The 15,032-nt window shown below is 58.6% G+C and carries 15 protein-coding genes; 2 read left to right on the top strand and 13 right to left on the bottom strand.

Annotation, left to right across the window (positions count from 1 at the left end; translation table 11 throughout):
• Nucleotides 1-97: 97 nt before the first annotated feature.
• The gene (gene pagP / locus ABFX35_RS01230) at nucleotides 98-691 is read right to left on the bottom strand and encodes a lipid IV(A) palmitoyltransferase PagP (protein ID WP_183096718.1); all 594 of its coding nucleotides are present in this window, start codon (nucleotides 689-691) and stop codon (nucleotides 98-100) included.
• A 597-nt stretch (nucleotides 692-1,288) separates the two neighbouring features.
• Between pagP and ABFX35_RS01225 the strand changes: the two genes are divergently transcribed.
• Entirely contained in the window at nucleotides 1,289-2,008 is a 720-nt protein-coding gene (locus ABFX35_RS01225; protein WP_346080809.1) for a DUF554 domain-containing protein, read from the top strand.
• 4 nt (nucleotides 2,009-2,012) lie between these two features.
• Here the strand turns inward: ABFX35_RS01225 and ABFX35_RS01220 are convergent, their stop codons facing one another.
• Nucleotides 2,013-3,113 (bottom strand): DUF1615 domain-containing protein, encoded by a 1,101-nt coding sequence (locus tag ABFX35_RS01220; RefSeq protein WP_346080807.1) that lies wholly within the window; start codon nucleotides 3,111-3,113, stop codon nucleotides 2,013-2,015.
• Nucleotides 3,114-3,294: 181 nt separating this feature from the next.
• On the opposite strand from ABFX35_RS01220, the gene tehB reads away from it, so the two are divergent.
• Complete coding sequence (tehB, locus tag ABFX35_RS01215) at nucleotides 3,295-4,152, top strand: SAM-dependent methyltransferase TehB (protein ID WP_279028212.1); 858 nt, start codon at nucleotides 3,295-3,297, stop codon at nucleotides 4,150-4,152.
• Between the two features lie 68 nt (nucleotides 4,153-4,220).
• On the opposite strand, the gene ABFX35_RS01210 is transcribed toward tehB, so the two are convergent.
• The 11 genes from ABFX35_RS01210 to ABFX35_RS01160 form a co-directional block, all read right to left on the bottom strand.
• Nucleotides 4,221-5,732, bottom strand: coding sequence for a sugar ABC transporter ATP-binding protein (locus tag ABFX35_RS01210; RefSeq protein ID WP_346078713.1), 1,512 nt, complete (start codon nucleotides 5,730-5,732; stop codon nucleotides 4,221-4,223).
• Between the two features lie 50 nt (nucleotides 5,733-5,782).
• Nucleotides 5,783-7,006: a sugar ABC transporter substrate-binding protein gene (locus ABFX35_RS01205; protein WP_346078711.1), complete on the bottom strand. Its 1,224-nt coding sequence runs from the start codon at nucleotides 7,004-7,006 to the stop codon at nucleotides 5,783-5,785.
• A 120-nt stretch (nucleotides 7,007-7,126) separates the two neighbouring features.
• Nucleotides 7,127-8,161 carry an ABC transporter permease gene (locus ABFX35_RS01200; protein WP_346078709.1) on the bottom strand — a complete coding sequence of 345 codons (1,035 nt, stop codon included), beginning with the start codon at nucleotides 8,159-8,161 and terminating at the stop codon, nucleotides 7,127-7,129.
• On the bottom strand, nucleotides 8,158-9,204 hold the full coding sequence (locus ABFX35_RS01195) for an ABC transporter permease (protein WP_346078707.1): 1,047 nt from the start codon (nucleotides 9,202-9,204) through the stop codon (nucleotides 8,158-8,160). The genes ABFX35_RS01200 and ABFX35_RS01195 overlap by 4 nt, the downstream gene beginning before the upstream one ends.
• 49 nt (nucleotides 9,205-9,253) lie before the next feature.
• Nucleotides 9,254-9,733 (bottom strand): nitrile hydratase accessory protein, encoded by a 480-nt coding sequence (locus ABFX35_RS01190; RefSeq protein ID WP_346078705.1) that lies wholly within the window; start codon nucleotides 9,731-9,733, stop codon nucleotides 9,254-9,256.
• Nucleotides 9,734-9,736: 3 nt separating this feature from the next.
• Nucleotides 9,737-10,108 carry an SH3-like domain-containing protein gene (locus ABFX35_RS01185; protein WP_268993564.1) on the bottom strand — a complete coding sequence of 124 codons (372 nt, stop codon included), beginning with the start codon at nucleotides 10,106-10,108 and terminating at the stop codon, nucleotides 9,737-9,739.
• Nucleotides 10,105-10,419, bottom strand: coding sequence for an SH3-like domain-containing protein (locus tag ABFX35_RS01180; RefSeq protein ID WP_250645090.1), 315 nt, complete (start codon nucleotides 10,417-10,419; stop codon nucleotides 10,105-10,107). The genes ABFX35_RS01185 and ABFX35_RS01180 overlap by 4 nt, the downstream gene beginning before the upstream one ends.
• Before the next feature lie 13 nt (nucleotides 10,420-10,432).
• On the bottom strand, nucleotides 10,433-11,044 hold the full coding sequence (gene nthA / locus ABFX35_RS01175; protein WP_346078702.1) for a nitrile hydratase subunit alpha: 612 nt from the start codon (nucleotides 11,042-11,044) through the stop codon (nucleotides 10,433-10,435).
• Between the two features lie 406 nt (nucleotides 11,045-11,450).
• On the bottom strand, nucleotides 11,451-12,056 hold the full coding sequence (locus ABFX35_RS01170) for an ANTAR domain-containing response regulator (RefSeq protein ID WP_131929008.1): 606 nt from the start codon (nucleotides 12,054-12,056) through the stop codon (nucleotides 11,451-11,453).
• Between the two features lie 20 nt (nucleotides 12,057-12,076).
• Nucleotides 12,077-13,240 (bottom strand): transporter substrate-binding domain-containing protein, encoded by a 1,164-nt coding sequence (locus ABFX35_RS01165; RefSeq protein ID WP_346078700.1) that lies wholly within the window; start codon nucleotides 13,238-13,240, stop codon nucleotides 12,077-12,079.
• A gap of 11 nt (nucleotides 13,241-13,251) precedes the next feature.
• Nucleotides 13,252-14,958, bottom strand: a complete 1,707-nt coding sequence (locus tag ABFX35_RS01160) for a nitrilase-related carbon-nitrogen hydrolase (RefSeq protein ID WP_346078698.1) — start codon at nucleotides 14,956-14,958, stop codon at nucleotides 13,252-13,254.
• Nucleotides 14,959-15,032 lie beyond the last annotated feature (74 nt).

Here is a 15,032-nt window from a genome sequence, read left to right as displayed (position 1 = left end):
ACAAGTTCCTTTTATCTTGGCCAACGCAGTATTTTAGGAATAGAGGAAGAAAATATCGGGCGATATCACAGGGGGCCGTGTTACCGGCCCTTGCAGGTTAAAACTGCCAGCGCAGCCACGCGAAGAATACGTTGCCGTTATTGTATGTGCCCGGAATATACGTGGCTTGAAAGGTCAACCGCTTATAGCCGATAGAAGCCAACGGCAGCGGTGCCGGGATCGGAATATAGTCCCAGTTATGGCGTGCGGTAACGCTGGTGGTAAAACCTAACCCCAGCCGGAAATCCTTATCATCCAGCGGGCGCCAGATTTTCTCATAGGCATAGCCGCCAATCGGTTCCCATTTATTGAAGGAATCCTTGAATGCCATGATATAAATACCGTGCCAATCACCGTCCTGATCGAAACGCGAAATACCATAGCCTGCGCCCCACGGCCGCTCATTGTACTTGTCGATCTTTTCCTGATCGTAAGTCCAACGGTTATGCCAGGTAATCGCCGGCAGGTATACGTCATGATTCGGCGAGTTGTTCCAGGTTTCCGCCACATTGCTTTTGAAGCGTTGCCATAACCCCGGATTCTCCGTCTGCTGCACATTGCCATTTTCTGCACTAACCTCGGCATAAGAAGGCAGTGCAGGAAATATCAACGCCAGGGAGCAAGCCAAAAGTGTCCGTTTAAAAAACATCATAGAACTCCTGCATAAATTAAGGCCGGGGATTCTTACCGATCGTATGGAGAATATCAAGAACTGTATTTTCTTTATCCAGCGACTTTTATCACTTGTTGACGGTCTATTAAGTTTCGTTATCGCCAGAGGCATGAATATCAACGGCCTATCCCCGTCATACTGCACGTTGCAGGCATGCGGGTGGTTACTCGATTCCAGACGGCTGGCATCGTGTGATATTAGGTATGGCTTCACCTAGCGGCATGTGCAATATCGGGTGTCAGCGATTCTGCCCATATCCGGTACCGCGCTCTATCAGAAAAAACCTATACTCGAAATAATTTGCAGGATAACCGGCAAAACCAACGCGTTTATGACAAAAGTTTAGCGCACCACCAGCAGGCGGGTAATTTTAATGCCGGCAGATATATACATGTCATCCTTCAAGCTGCCGCTTTGTTGGCTGCGTTCAGCAACCCCGGTCACAGAGTTATCTATGCTCCCGCGGATTTCCTCACTTGCCGCCTCGATGCACCTTGAATGATTTTGTGTATAGTGGCGGCTGCAACGCGCAGGCGTATGGCAGGGGCAATATTTTAATTTTGGGAGACGGGAATGATGGTTGTTGGGCCATTTATCAATGCGGCGGCAATTATGCTGGGCGGCATCGCCGGCGCCGTACTAAGCAACAAACTGCCGGAGCGGGTGCGCCTGGCGTTGCCTTTAACGTTCGGCATTGCCTCCATGGGCATGGGCGTGGTGCTGATTGTCAAAGTGGCGCACATGCCGGTTATGGTGCTGTCGCTGGTGCTTGGCGCCCTGATTGGCGAGCTTTGCTACATTGAGCGCGGCATTGGCCGCCTTGCCGGTTGGGCGCGCGGGCTTATCGCCCAGCGTTCACCCGCGCGCTCGGCGCCGGCCGGCGGCCAACAGGAGTTTTTGGACGCGTTCGTCGCCATTGTGGTGCTGTTTTGCGCCAGCGGCACCGGCATTTTCGGATCGATGCACGAAGGCATGACCGGCGATGCCAGCGTGCTGATCGCCAAATCGTTTCTCGATCTGTTCACCGCCACCATTTTCGCTGCCTCGCTGGGGATCGCCGTGGCGCTGATCGCCATTCCCCAAATGGCGATCCAACTGCTGCTGGCATTCGGCGCGGTGTTTATCCTGCCGCTCACTACCACCGCCATGCAGGCGGATTTCTCTGCCGTTGGCGGGCTGATGATGCTGGCGACCGGGCTACGCATCTGCGGCATCAAACTGTTCCCGGTGGCGAACATGCTGCCGGCGCTGGTGCTGGCGATGCCTATTTCATCGCTGTGGTCAGCCTTCTTCTAGCCAGCTACTGCGCCCTGGCCAGGCAGCGCTGGTAGCGCTCGTCCACCCGCTTGGCAAACCAGGCGGTGGTCAGCTTGCGGGTGATTTTCGGGCTTTCCAGCGAAATGCCCGGCAGTATCGCCCGCGGCAGCGTTTTACCGGCGGCCTTATCTGCCTGTGCATAAACCCGCTGGTAGAGCGTAGTGTCTTCAAACGCCTGCTCGTTGCCTTTTTCCAACGCACGACGGATCGCCGAATCACTCAGCGCCAGGCGCGTGCCCAACGAGCGCACCGCCAGTTCGGTTGAACCGGGCTTGTCCGTGCCGTAATTGATCACATCGCCGTCCAACGCCAGAGGAATGCCGCTCAGGCGGCTGACCGCGCTTTGGAACGCGGCATTGCGGCTGGCGTACCAACCGGCATTGAAATCGGCAAAGCGATAAATAGGCTGGCTGTAATCAGCCGGGTAGCCAAGCAAGTGCATGATGCCGAAATACATGCCGCCACGGCGGCTGAACACTTCACGGCGAATCGAGCCGTCGATGGCGTAGGGGTAACCTTTGGCGTGCGCCTCGGCGAACGCAATGCTGACCTGCATCGGCCCGCCGGTGCGCACCGGGTTCAGGCGGCCAAACAGCTTCTGCCCCATCGGTACCATATCGATGAAATCATCAAAGATCTCGCTCAGTTCTTTTTCGCTACGCACTTTGTCCAAACGTTCGCTATAGCTTTTGCCGCTTGGCGATGTGATCAACAACGCGGTGTGCACCAAAAACGGCGGAATATGCATTTGGCCGGCGCGGCGATCGATCTCTTGCCAGGCGATTTTCGCCAGCCCCGGCACCTGCGGGTTAGCCTGGAAGGTGGACTCCTGCTCGGTAACGGCCAATACCGCGCACAGGTTCTCATTGCTGGCGGGGATGCCCTGCGCCACAAAGGCGGCGGTAATGTCAGTGGCCCAGCCCTGGCGATCGCTGGCATTTGCCGGCAGCAGCCGGCCCAATTGCGCTTTAACGTCCGCCGGGCGCGGCGCCGGCGCCTCGGGGGCTTTGCTGGTACAGCCGGCCAGCGCCAGCAACGCAGCCAGCACGCAGCCACGCGGCGCAAAAATACGGTAATTTGGCATTTTTTCCCTGAAGATCATCGAATAGACTGCGGTGACGTTATCCCAGCCGGGCATTATGATCCAGCCCACACGGCGGAAAAACGCCTGCCGGCCATGTTAATCACTGCCGATAAGGTGTATTTTATATACATCTTATTAATCATCATCAGGCCGAAACCGGCGCCACATCAGGGGAAAACCCATGGAAACACTATTCTGCTATAAAACCATGCCGCAATGGGACAACGCCACGCTGCCCGCGGCTTTCCGGCAAAAACACAACACGCAAGCCGGCACCTGGGCCAGGCTGCGGATACTGCGCGGCACGTTGGATTTTGCATTGATGACCGAAGCCGGGGAAACCACTCAAACCCTGCAGTTCACCCCGGAAAGCCAGCCGCCGTTCGTGGAGCCGCAGCAATGGCACCGCATCGTTTCCTGTTCTGCCGATATGCTCTGCCAACTGGCGTTTTACTGCAGCGCGGAAGACTACTACCAGAAAAAACACGGCCTGACGCGCACCCACTCTGAAGTCATTGCCGCCGTGGAGCAGCTCGCCCCCGGCAACGCGTTGGATCTGGGCTGCGGCAGCGGGCGCAATGCGCTGTATCTGAACCTGAAAGGCTTCAACGTAACCGCCTGGGATAAAAACCCACTAAGCATCGCCACGCTCAACGGCATTATCGATCAAGAAAGGCTGAGCAACATCACCGCCGCCGAGCGGGATCTCAACAGCCTGCGCCTTAGCGGCCAGTATGATTTTATCCTCTCGACGGTGGTGATGATGTTCCTGGAGCCCTCCACCATACCGCGCCTGCTGCTGGACATGCAGGCCAGCACCGTGCCCGGCGGCTATAACCTGATCGTCGCCGCAATGGATACCCCTGACTACCCGTGCCCGCTGCCCTTCCCGTTCACTTTTAAGCCCGGCGAACTGAAAAACGCCTACCAGGGCTGGGATATCATCAAATACAACGAGGACGTGGGCGCACTGCATAAAACCGATGCCGAAGGCAACCGTATCCGCCTGCGTTTCGCCACCCTGCTGGCGCGGAAATAACGCCCACGGTTGCGCCACAACCGGCGCTCTGGCGGCATTCCCGCGGCCCATCGGCGCGGGAAACCCCCTTAGCCCGCACGGTTACCAGTCATAAAGCCGACCATCTCCCCTTCATCAAGCTGCTCCTGCGGCAGATCGGCGACGATCCGCCCGCTATACATGATCAGGCAGCGATCCACCAGCGCCTGTAGTTCAGCCAGATCCGTTGAATACACCAGCACCGCCCCGCCTTTAGCGGCAAAGCGATTGATCGCCTGGTAGATGATCTCTTTGGTGCCCACGTCAACGCCACGGGTGGGATCAAACAGCAGCAGCGTTTCTGCGCCGGTCAACAGCGCGCGGGCAATCAACGCCTTTTGCTGATTGCCGCCGGAAAGGTTACTGATTTTGAAGTTCAAATAGCGCTCGCTCAGTTCCACTTCAGGCGCGACGCCCTGGATCGATCGCCGCTCGCGATCGCCAAAAATCAGCCCCGCACGGGCAAAACGTTGCAAAACCGGTTGGGTGACATTTGCCGCCGTCGAGAGCGTGGGGAAAATCCCCTCGCTTTTACGATCCTCGGCCACAAAGGCGATGCCGCCATGCTTATGCAACGCGTCACGCGGGTTACGCAGCGTAACTTCATGATCCTGCAACAGCATTTGCCCGCCCTGCGGGCGCATCAGGCCCGCCAGCGTGCGGAACAGTTCGCGCTGGCCCTGCCCCTCAAGGCCGGCTACGCCAAGGATCTCGCCTTTAAACAGTTGGAAAGACACATCGCGGAAATTTTGCCCGCACAGATCGTTGGCCACCAGCGCCGCCTGTTGCCGCTGCGGCGTCGCCCGCGCGGCGGCCTGGCTGCGCGCAGAGCGCCGGCCCACCATCATTTCAAAGATATCGCCATTGGTGACCTGCGCCAGTTGCACCGTCGAGATGGTTTTGCCGCTGCGCAGCACCGTGGCATGGCTGGCGATCGCCCGGATCTCGGCCAGGCGGTGGGAAATATACAGCACCGCGGTGCCCATCGCCGTCAGGCGACGAATCAAGGCAAACAGCCAGTCGACATCGGCCAACGCGCCGGTCGGCTCATCCAGGATCAGCAGCCGCGGGCGGTAATGCATTGCCCGCACGATCTCGATCCGCTGGCGCGCCGCCAGAGAAAGACTGTCGACGCTGGCGCCGGCCGGGATATCAAAAACGTTGTGATCCGCCAGGATCTGCTCCGCCTGGCTCAACATCCGTTTGGGCGAGCTAAAGACGATCTGCTGCTTTAATGACTTCGGCAGGAAAAAGTTCTGCGCCACGCTCAGGTTGGGTAACAGGCTAAGCTCCTGAAAGGCGGTGCTGACACCGGTATGGCGCGCCTGCACCAGAGTGCGCGGCGTGTAGGCCTTGCCCTCCAGCGTGATGCTGCCGGCGTTGGGCGCCACCACGCCGGACAGGATTTTCACCAGCGTCGATTTCCCCGCCCCGTTCTCCCCCAGAATCGCCTGAACCTGCCCTGGCGCAATGTGCATTGAGACGCTTTCCAGCGCCACGGTCGCGCCATAGGATTTGGCGACCGCCGAAAGCTGCATACCTTCTGACATCAGTTGTTGCATGGTCGGGTACCTCCTTCCCGGTGGTGGCCGGCACCACCGGGATATGGGGATCAGGGTTGAACGGTCGGCTGCACTTTGGTCAGCTTGTACTGATCCGGCGCCGCCTGGCAGCGTTCGCAGTTAATGCCCGGCTCATCCGCCGCTTTAACGATCTCCGCCGGCAACGGTTGGATGGTGGCGCCCGGCGTCGGGATGCCTTTCAGCGCTGAATCCAGCGAGATCTCCGGCAGGTATTGCGGATGGTAGATTTCGGTGGAGAAGCCTTCCGGCACCAGATTTTTTTCAAACACGTTGCAGCCATTGGCAATGGTGCGGCCTTGGCACAGTTTGATCTGATCGGCGGTGACCCACGGCAATGGATATTCGATATTGGTGGGCTCCAGCTTGCGCTTGCCCGTAAGCACTTCCATCATCAGCTTGAAAGCATAACCGGCCGTGGCGGGTGGTGAACCGGCAGAAACGCCGTTCAGGCCGCGCTGGCGATAATCAGCGTTGAGGAAGCCCAGACGGAAACCGTTCATGTTTTCGCCCATGATCGGCATCATGCGGCCTTTGCGATCGGCCACCGCGTTCAGCACGCCGGCCTCGCCCAGTTCCGACCAGATACCGTCAACATCCGGGTGCGCCGCCAACGCTTTGGCGGTTTCACGCTGGCTGATGCGGTCATCCCAGTAGCCGTAGTATTCAGACACCACCTGGATCTGCGGGTATTTCGCGAAGATATGCATGGCGCCGTCATAGTGGCGCTTATCGACCGACGTGCCCGGCACGCCGCGGTTCATAAATATCTTCCCTTTGCCGCCGAGCTGATTAACCAATTCCTGCGCCATATTCTCGCCGGCGCCGGCGGAAATATAGCTCACGTTGTAGGCACATTTTTCCGTTACCGTGGAGTCAAACATGAAGAACTTCACCCCCTGGCTGCAGCCGCGCCGCACCACCCGATTGAGCGCGGTGGGTGAAATCGGGAAGCTGATAATGCCGTCGGCTTTAGCGGCAATCATACTTTCATAAGCCGATATTTGCGCCTGCGGATCGGTGCCGGAAATAACCTCGGTCAATTCAACCATTTTGTCGTAAGGCGGCGTTTTCGCCAGCGCCTTGATGATATTGGCGGTTTCACTCATCCAGTTATTCCCGCTATAGCTTAAACTCAGGTAAATTTTATATTTCTTCGGCTCCTCCTCGGCGTGCGCCGCGGAAAAATAACCCAGTAACCCCAGCGTGAGGGCGGCCGCGGCCGCACATCTTTTAAGACGTGTATGCAGAAACATAATTAACTCCTAATATTCACCCGTTATACGTCAAGCATTAAGCACGCGCGGATCCCGCCGGGCCGCTGCCGGAAATATATTGGATTGCACTGTTATTGTGAATGAAACAACGTCGTTTTATTAACGCGTAAATAACGCCCTGGTTTTGCCGGTCAGAAAAATAAATGAATTTGCCGAACCGGACTGGAACAATAACGCCACGGTGATAATGGCGCCGGAGACAATTAACCGCCACCCCTGATCGAGCCCGGTGGCGGCAATAACCGAATCCACGGTGACTAAAAACAACGCTCCGGCAATGGTGCCGATAAACGTGCCCTTGCCGCCGAGAATCGACGATCCCCCCACCACCACCGCGGCGATGGAAGGCAACAGGTAGGGATCGCCCATGCGCAGGGTTGCGCCGTCGGAATAGCCCGTGAGCAATGCCCCGCCCAGCGCCGCACACAGGCCGCTGAGCGCGTAAGCGCCCACGGTAGTCGCCCCCACCGGGATACCGCTGACCTTCGCCGCCCCCGCGCTGCCGCCCAGCGCATACAAATTGCGCCCAAACACCGTGCGGGTTTGTATCGCCAGCCCCAGCAGACTAAAGACGATAAAGAACAGCACAATGCACGGAACGCCGAACAGGTTTCCTTTCACCAGCTCGGTCAGCAGCCGGGGCGATGCGCCCAGGGTGCTGCCGCCGCTGGCGCCCAGGGCCAGTGAGGCCACGATAATCCCGGTGCCCATCGTCATAATGAACGGCGGGATGCGCAGCAGCGTGATCCCCAGCCCGCTGATGGCGCCGATGGCCGCCGCGGACAGCAGGATAAAGGGCAGCATATAGGCGATATTGTCGCCACTGCTGCCGATCATGCCTGCCGACATCACGCCGCCGTACATAAACAGTGAAGCCACCGACAAATCCATGCCGCCGGCCAAGATCACCAGCCCCTGGCCAAACGCCACCACCAGCAGGAACGAGGTCAGGGTGATAATCATCAATACCTGTGCCCAGGAGCCCAACGCGGGGCTAATCGCGCGGGAAAACAGGATCATCAACACGGTCACCGCCAGCAGCAGCAACGGCGCCACGGCTTCCGGGTTGAAGCGGCTGCTACCGCGCTGATCGATACAGCCTTCGCCGGGCACCGTGAGGGTTGATTTATTCATGAGCTTGCTCCTGCGCGTGTCGGGCGGTTAAGCAGCTTTTCGCAGACGATCGCGAAAATCAGCAATACCCCCTGGAAAAAGCCGATGTAGAAGGATGAAACGCCCATCGCGAACAGCATCTTTTGCATCAGCAGCAATACCGCCGCCCCCACCATCGAACCGAAAGCGCCGCCACGCCCGCCGCTGAGGCTGGTGCCGCCCAGCGCCACCGAGGCAAACGACAGCAGCAAAAAAGGCAGCCCGGAGTTGGGATCGCCGGTGGCCGTTTGCGCGCTGAGCATAAACCCGGCGGCGCCGTAAAAGCAGCCCGCCAGGATGAAAGCCTTACAGCGCGCCCACTTCACGCCGATGCCGGACAGCCCGGCGGCGGTGTCGTCCGCGCCGATGCCGGACAGCCCGGCGGCGGTGTCGTCCGCGCCGATGGCATACAGCGCAATGCCGGTATCGGTGCGCTTGATCGCCAACCACACCAGCGCAAATACCGCCAGCACCAGCGCCGACACCGGAATGGTCTGCCATAGCGTATCCGTCAGCGTATCGCTGACGAACTCGGCAACCGAACCGCCGGGTACCGGCATCAGGATCAGGGCAATCCCCTGGCCGATAATCATGGTGCCGAGCGTCGCGGCGATGCTCTGGATGCCGCGGTAAGCCACCAGGTAGCCGTTCACCAGGCCAAACAGCGCGCCGACGCCCATGCAAAGCAGCAGGGTAATCAGCGCGCCGCCCGGCCCTTCAAACGGCACCAGGGCGGTCAGTACGTTGGCGATGGAGATCACCCCGGCCAGCGACAGATCGAACCCGCGCGTCAGCACCACCAGCGTTTGCCCGGCCGCCGCCAGCGCCAACGGCGCGGCGTTGTTGATCAGGTTGGCGATGGCGTAGGCGCTGAAGGCGCTGGGTTCCGACCAGCCATACAACGCATACATGATCAGATAGACCACCACCGCCAGCGTGGCCCCGCGCAACGGCGGGATTTTGCCTTTTTTGGGCCGTAAGGAGCCCGGGGCCTTGTGTTGAAGGCCCTGTGATACGTCACTCATGGTCGAGCGTCCTGTTTAGCTGATTGCGGAATGAAAAGGCGGTTCCCGCTTAACGTAGCCCCGGCACCACGGTGATCGGCTTGGGCGCCAGGCGCCCGTGGCCGTCATGGTGGTGATGGTGATGCGCATGATGATCCTGCGCCACCCGATCGAGCGTGGTGCAGGGATCGGCAATATGCGCCATGCGATGCAGGGAAACCGGCTGGCCATGTGGCGTGTGCAGATAGGCCAGGTGCCACAGCGCCTGCCGCTCGATCACATCCTCGCCGCTTAGCAGCGCCTTTTGCTGCAACAAGGTTTCCAGCGCGCTCAGCCACTGGCGATAGTAGGCTTCGCCGGTGGTTTCACCCTCACGCTGCGGCTGCTGGCGGATGGTGTCGGCAAACGTCTGCACCCATTCGCTCCAGCGATACAGGCCATTGCGCGACAGTTGCAGCGCCGTGGCGAAGGCTTCGGCCTGCCAGGGTTCGCCGAAAGCGATTTCCGGCTCATCCGCCTGGCCTGTGGTCTGTAAGGTCATGCTGATCATCGCTTACTCCCCCTTGGCGCCGTTGGCAGGCTCAATGTAGTCATCCCACAGATCGAGGTAGACCGCGTCTTTGCTCTGCGTTTCTTCGCCCCACAGCGCCTGCGCTTCAAAACGCACGCTGTAAACATGCTGCGGGTTTTCGCCCTTGCCGTGGGCGTAGGTGTCCGGGAACACAAAGGAGCCCTGGTGGCGCACCACGGTGCCGATCCGGCCGCGCACGTAGCGCGGCAAGCGGGTATGCCCCAGCGGGTTGATATTTTTGGCCTGCACTTTATCGCCGGCGGCAAAGCGCACCGGGCGATCGGTGGGGCGCACGTACACCGGGTTGGTTTTCACCGCGCCATAAACCTGATCTTTTTCTAAAATTTTCATCATGCTTTCTCCTGCTGCGCCAGTTGCTGAACTTTCGCTTCCAACTCTTCGGCGGTGAACAGGCCGTTATCCAGCCCCAGGGTTTCCATCGCGTGATACCAGTGCACGTAATAAGGCGTGCTCAGGTACTCCGCCGGGTCCATCACCTCGATGGCATGGCGGAATTCGTCAATCGGGCACAGGCCACCGGCAAAATACAGCGCAATGGTTGAAAATACCTGTTTCTCCCATTCGGCTTTAAACACCGGTTCGCCGGGGTTGATCGCCACCGGGCCAAGGTTATGCATACCGCCGACATCATGAATTGAGTTCATCGTTTTCTCCTGTTCAAGCTTTGGCTACCGGCGGCAGCACCGCAGTGCCAATCATCGAATCGCGCGTTACCAGCGCGGCCAGTTGGTCTTCGCTCAGGTTCTCGCTGCCGGCCGGCCGCTGCGGCAGCACCATGTAACGGATTTCGGCGTTGCTGTCCCAAACCCGCACTTCCACGCTGGCCGGCAGTTGCACGCCGAACTCTTCCAGCACCGCCCGGGGTTCGATCACCGCGCGTGAACGGTACTGCGGCGCCTTATACCAGGTGGGCGGCAGCCCGAGCGTCGGCCACGGGTAGCAGGAGCACAGGGTGCACACCACCATGTTGTGAACATCCACGGTGTTTTCCGCCACGAACATGTGGGCGCCTTCAAGGCCGGTAAAACCAAGCTCGGCGATGGCCGCCGTGGCATCATCCAGCAGGCGTGCCTTATAGGCCGGATCGCTCCAGGCTTTGGCGACCACCCTGGCGCCGTTCTTCGGCCCAAAGCGGTGCTCAAAAATATCGATAATTTCATCCACCGCTTCCGCTTTCAGATAGCCCTTCTCAATCAATAAAGACTGGATAGCTTTAATCCGTAAGGTCGGAATATTCGGTGGTGTGGTTGGCTCCAGAATATCGCTCATGGTCTTTCCTCTTTTTTTACTTAATGCCGGATAACGTGCCTGGTGTTGCGGATACCGCGCAAAAAAAAAGCCCCGTCAACTCTTGCGAGTTGCGGGGCATCTTTGCCGGTGTCCTGTTTATACTACTGCATTACAATCAATGCACAATCAAACGGTAATTTACGGGACGACAAAATGAAAAGCTTAACTGGTAAACAGTATGTTGCAAAAGTGATGCCATTCTCCCGGTTTATTTTATTTATATCCTAACTCGTTAAATTATTGGTTAATTTTATTTTTCTCCGCTGACCCGCGTTGATTAACGCTGCATTCAGACGACCTGTTTAAGTGCATTCTTTTCCCCATTGTGGTGCGGCAAGCCTTGCCAATAAACCTGGGGTACCCCCTGGGTTAACTGAAGGGTATATTATCCGCAGCGTGACTTGAGCGTTGATAACCACTCCTGCTTACGCGCCAAAAAAATAATACTGAATTCCTCTACCGTCTGCTGTTGCTCAGTCGCCAAACGCCGCAGTAATTCATAAGACTGCTGCTCGCTGCATTTCAATTCCTGAATTAAGGACAGCTGCGCCGACAATAAAAAACGCCGTGAACGAATACGCAGTTCCTGTTGTTGCAGCGTATCTTTGTGCGCGCGCTGGCGCTCAAAATGGTGCCGCGCCAGAATAATCGTCGATAAAATACCGTCGGTTTTTACCGGTTTGCGCAGGCAGCCGTCCACCTCCTGATCGATCACCCACGCCAGGCGGGAAGGCGTTTCCAGCCCCATCAGGGCGATTTTCGGCAGCTCGGGCCAACTGCCCTGGCCGATTTGCCGAATAAGCTGGCTATTGTCCGAATCAAAAATCACGCCGTCGTAAGGTTCGCTGAACACATCATGATGAAAATCGCCAAAGCTGTTTCCCTGAATGCCAAGCCGCTGAAACTGCAGCAGCAAGTGCTTTTCGTCACGAGGCGAGCAGCCGAACAGCGCAATTTTCAAACCACGCACTATCAGTCGTTTTTTCTGCACATTGCACCTCGCACCGTGTTCTATAGCGAAAAATCAGACCAGGTTAACCACGGATCCGCTTTTACCGGTTCCGGCGACTGCCACAGAATCTCGAAGCTGCCGTCTTTGCGCAGCCGGGCCAAACGCGGCGTCAGGCTGGCATGATTATTTTCCCGATTGATGCGGGTGGTGCCATTTGGCGCCGCCAGGCTTTCGCCGTATGCCGCCTCGCGCACCAGCGAAATGTCGTCGCTGCCGCAGCGGTTGATCGCCCGGGCCAAAAAGTGCCCGCACATCCAGGCCGCTTCCGCATCCACCGTCGGGGTTGCGCTGTCGCCGAAGCGGCGCCGGTAACGCTGAATAAACTGGCGGTTCTGTTCGTTGTCGATGCTTTGAAAATAGACCGCGGAAACCAGATAGCCCTCCAGCGCATCAGCCCCCACCATCGCCACTTCCGATTCACACAGCGTCAGGCTAAGCCGCGCAATATGCGTTGAGCGCAGAAATTCATGATCCTGCGCCATGCTTTTCCACACGCGGTAAAAGCGATAGGCCGAGATCCCCACCAGCGTGACCAGGATCACCGGCGGGCGCCGGCGGATAATATCCAGGATCACCGCTTCAACATCGGTATCGCCCAGCGGCAGGAACTGGCTGCGGATCAGGGTGCCGCCCTGGCAATCCAGCGCATCGCGCGTGATGCGGTCGATCTCTTCCGACCAGATATAGTGCGAACCGACGTGATAGATTTCCCCCGGATAGTGGTTCATCACATAGCTCAGCATCGGCAAGACATGCTGGTTGGGCACCGCGCCCAGATACATCACGTTGCTGCTGCTTTCAAAGCCTTCATAACGGGCGCTGTGCCACAAAAGCGCATTGGCGCCCTCCACCAGCGGCAAAATGATCTTACGCGACGCCGAGGTATAGCAGCCGACAATGTGCTTTACCCCGTGCCGGTGCAGCAGATCGCGGCAGTAACGGTAGTAGTTGTCCAGATCGCAGGCCGGATCGTAAATCACCGGCGCCAGGGTGAAGTTCAGCCGGTTATCGGCGTTAACTTCTTCAATCGCCAACATAATGCCGTTGAGCATTTCCCGGCCGATACCGCCATATTGGCCCGATACGGAATAGAGCACGCCGACCGGGATGGTGGTTTTATGCTGATGATCGCGTGCCAAAGGGTAGCTGTCTGTCGAAAACATAGTTCTCCCGTTTACTCACATTCGCTGCCAATCGGATTGATCAACGGCCGGTAATAGTGCGGCTGGCGCATGGCCACCAGGTCCTTACGCCGCACCACATTGGTGGGGTAACCGGAATCCAGATTGCTGGTATCAATATCCAGCACCGCCAGGCCCTGTTCGGTGGTGATCAGCGCTTCACTGCGCGGCCAGACAAAGGTATCCGGCCCAAACAGGCCGCTCAGCCCGGACAAATTGGCGTTGGCGTAGCCAAGATAAACGTTGTTTTCGCCGGCCCGCACCCGCGGCAGCAGCCAGTGATAGCGCGTCGCACCGGTGGCGATCGGGTAATCATGGGGCACCGCGGTGCCTGGGTGCGCCATCGGGCCAGGCAGATCCAACGCCGCCGGGCAGGCGATGATGTCGCAGCCGCGCATGGCCAAAATGCGCCCCGCCTCCGGGAAATGGATATCATGGCCGATCAGCAAACCTACGCGGCCACAGGGAATATCAAAGGTTTTCCACTCATCACCCGGCGTGGCCCAGATTTTATCCCCGGCGGTCAGGTGGATTTTGCGGTATACCCCCGCCAGACCGTCCGGGCCAATCAGCAGGGCGGCGTTGTAACAGCGATCATCCTCGCCCTGCTCCGCCGTGCCGGCCACCAGATACAGGCGCAGGCGCGCGGCCAGCGCCATCAAGCTGGCGATCGCCGGGTGCTGCAGGCCGATCGGCGCGTCGGCGCCGGCCAGGCACAGCTCCGGCAGCGTGAGCAATTCCGCGCCCTGCGCGCTGGCCTGTTCGGCCAGCCGTTCAATCCGGCTGAGGTTGGCCGCCAGATCGGCGCCCGGCTGGAACTGGCCGACGGCGATACGCGAACGCTTGCCGGCCGGCAACGATTTGGTCGCGTACAGGCCGAAGAAATCCAGCGGGTTCCACATAAACGTATGCGTCATCAGCTCTTTGTACAATTCCGGCCGGCGCTGCGGCAAAAAGCTCTGACGCTGGCCGGCCGGGCGCAGTTCGCCATACACGATCCCATCGCCGGTATCGCGCCAGGCCTGCACCTGGCCGTCAGGTTCGATGATGCAACTGCCGCCGCTGAACTGCACGCCGCGTTCCAGCCCCCAGCGGTTGCTCTCAATCAGATAACAGCCGTTTTCATAGGCACGGTTGATCCAATAAGGCGCCGGGGTACGCTCCGCCAGCCAGTTGCTAACGTGGCATATCACGTCTGCCTGCTGTAGCCCGGCCAGACGCGCGGTTTCAATAAAATGAATATCCATGCAGATCAACAGCGCGATATTGCCGATCGGGGTGGGGAAAACCTGGTGCCCCAGATCGCCGTTGGCCGCCCATTTGGGTTCGGAGATGTACGGGTGGGTTTTGCGGTGTTTGCCGATCACGCCGTCCGGGCCGATCAACACCGCGCAATTGTAATACAGCCCGCTATATTCATCGACTTCGGGCAACCCGAGCACCAGGTAACACTGGTGGCGCGCCGCAATCTTGCCGAAGCGTTCGGTGGTAGGGCCGGGCACCGGCTCCACATAGGGCGCCACTTCATCGCGGTCCAGCCAACAATATCCGGTGGTGCCCATTTCCGGCATCACGATCAGGCGCGCGCCCTGCGCCGCCGCCTCTTCGGTAAGTGCCAGCAACTGGAGAATATTTTCTTCTTTACGGAACTGGGTCGGTTCAAATTGTATTGCCGCAACGGAAACTGGCTGCTTAATCATGCTCACGCGCTCCTTGGGTAAAAAAAAAGCCCCATCAACTGCGAGAGTTGACGGGGCATCTTTGCCGGATCATC

Origin of the sequence: Gibbsiella dentisursi, assembly GCF_039539505.1 — a bacterium.
GTDB lineage: Bacteria > Pseudomonadota > Gammaproteobacteria > Enterobacterales > Enterobacteriaceae > Gibbsiella > Gibbsiella quercinecans.
This window is presented reverse-complemented; position numbering and strand designations above follow the sequence as displayed.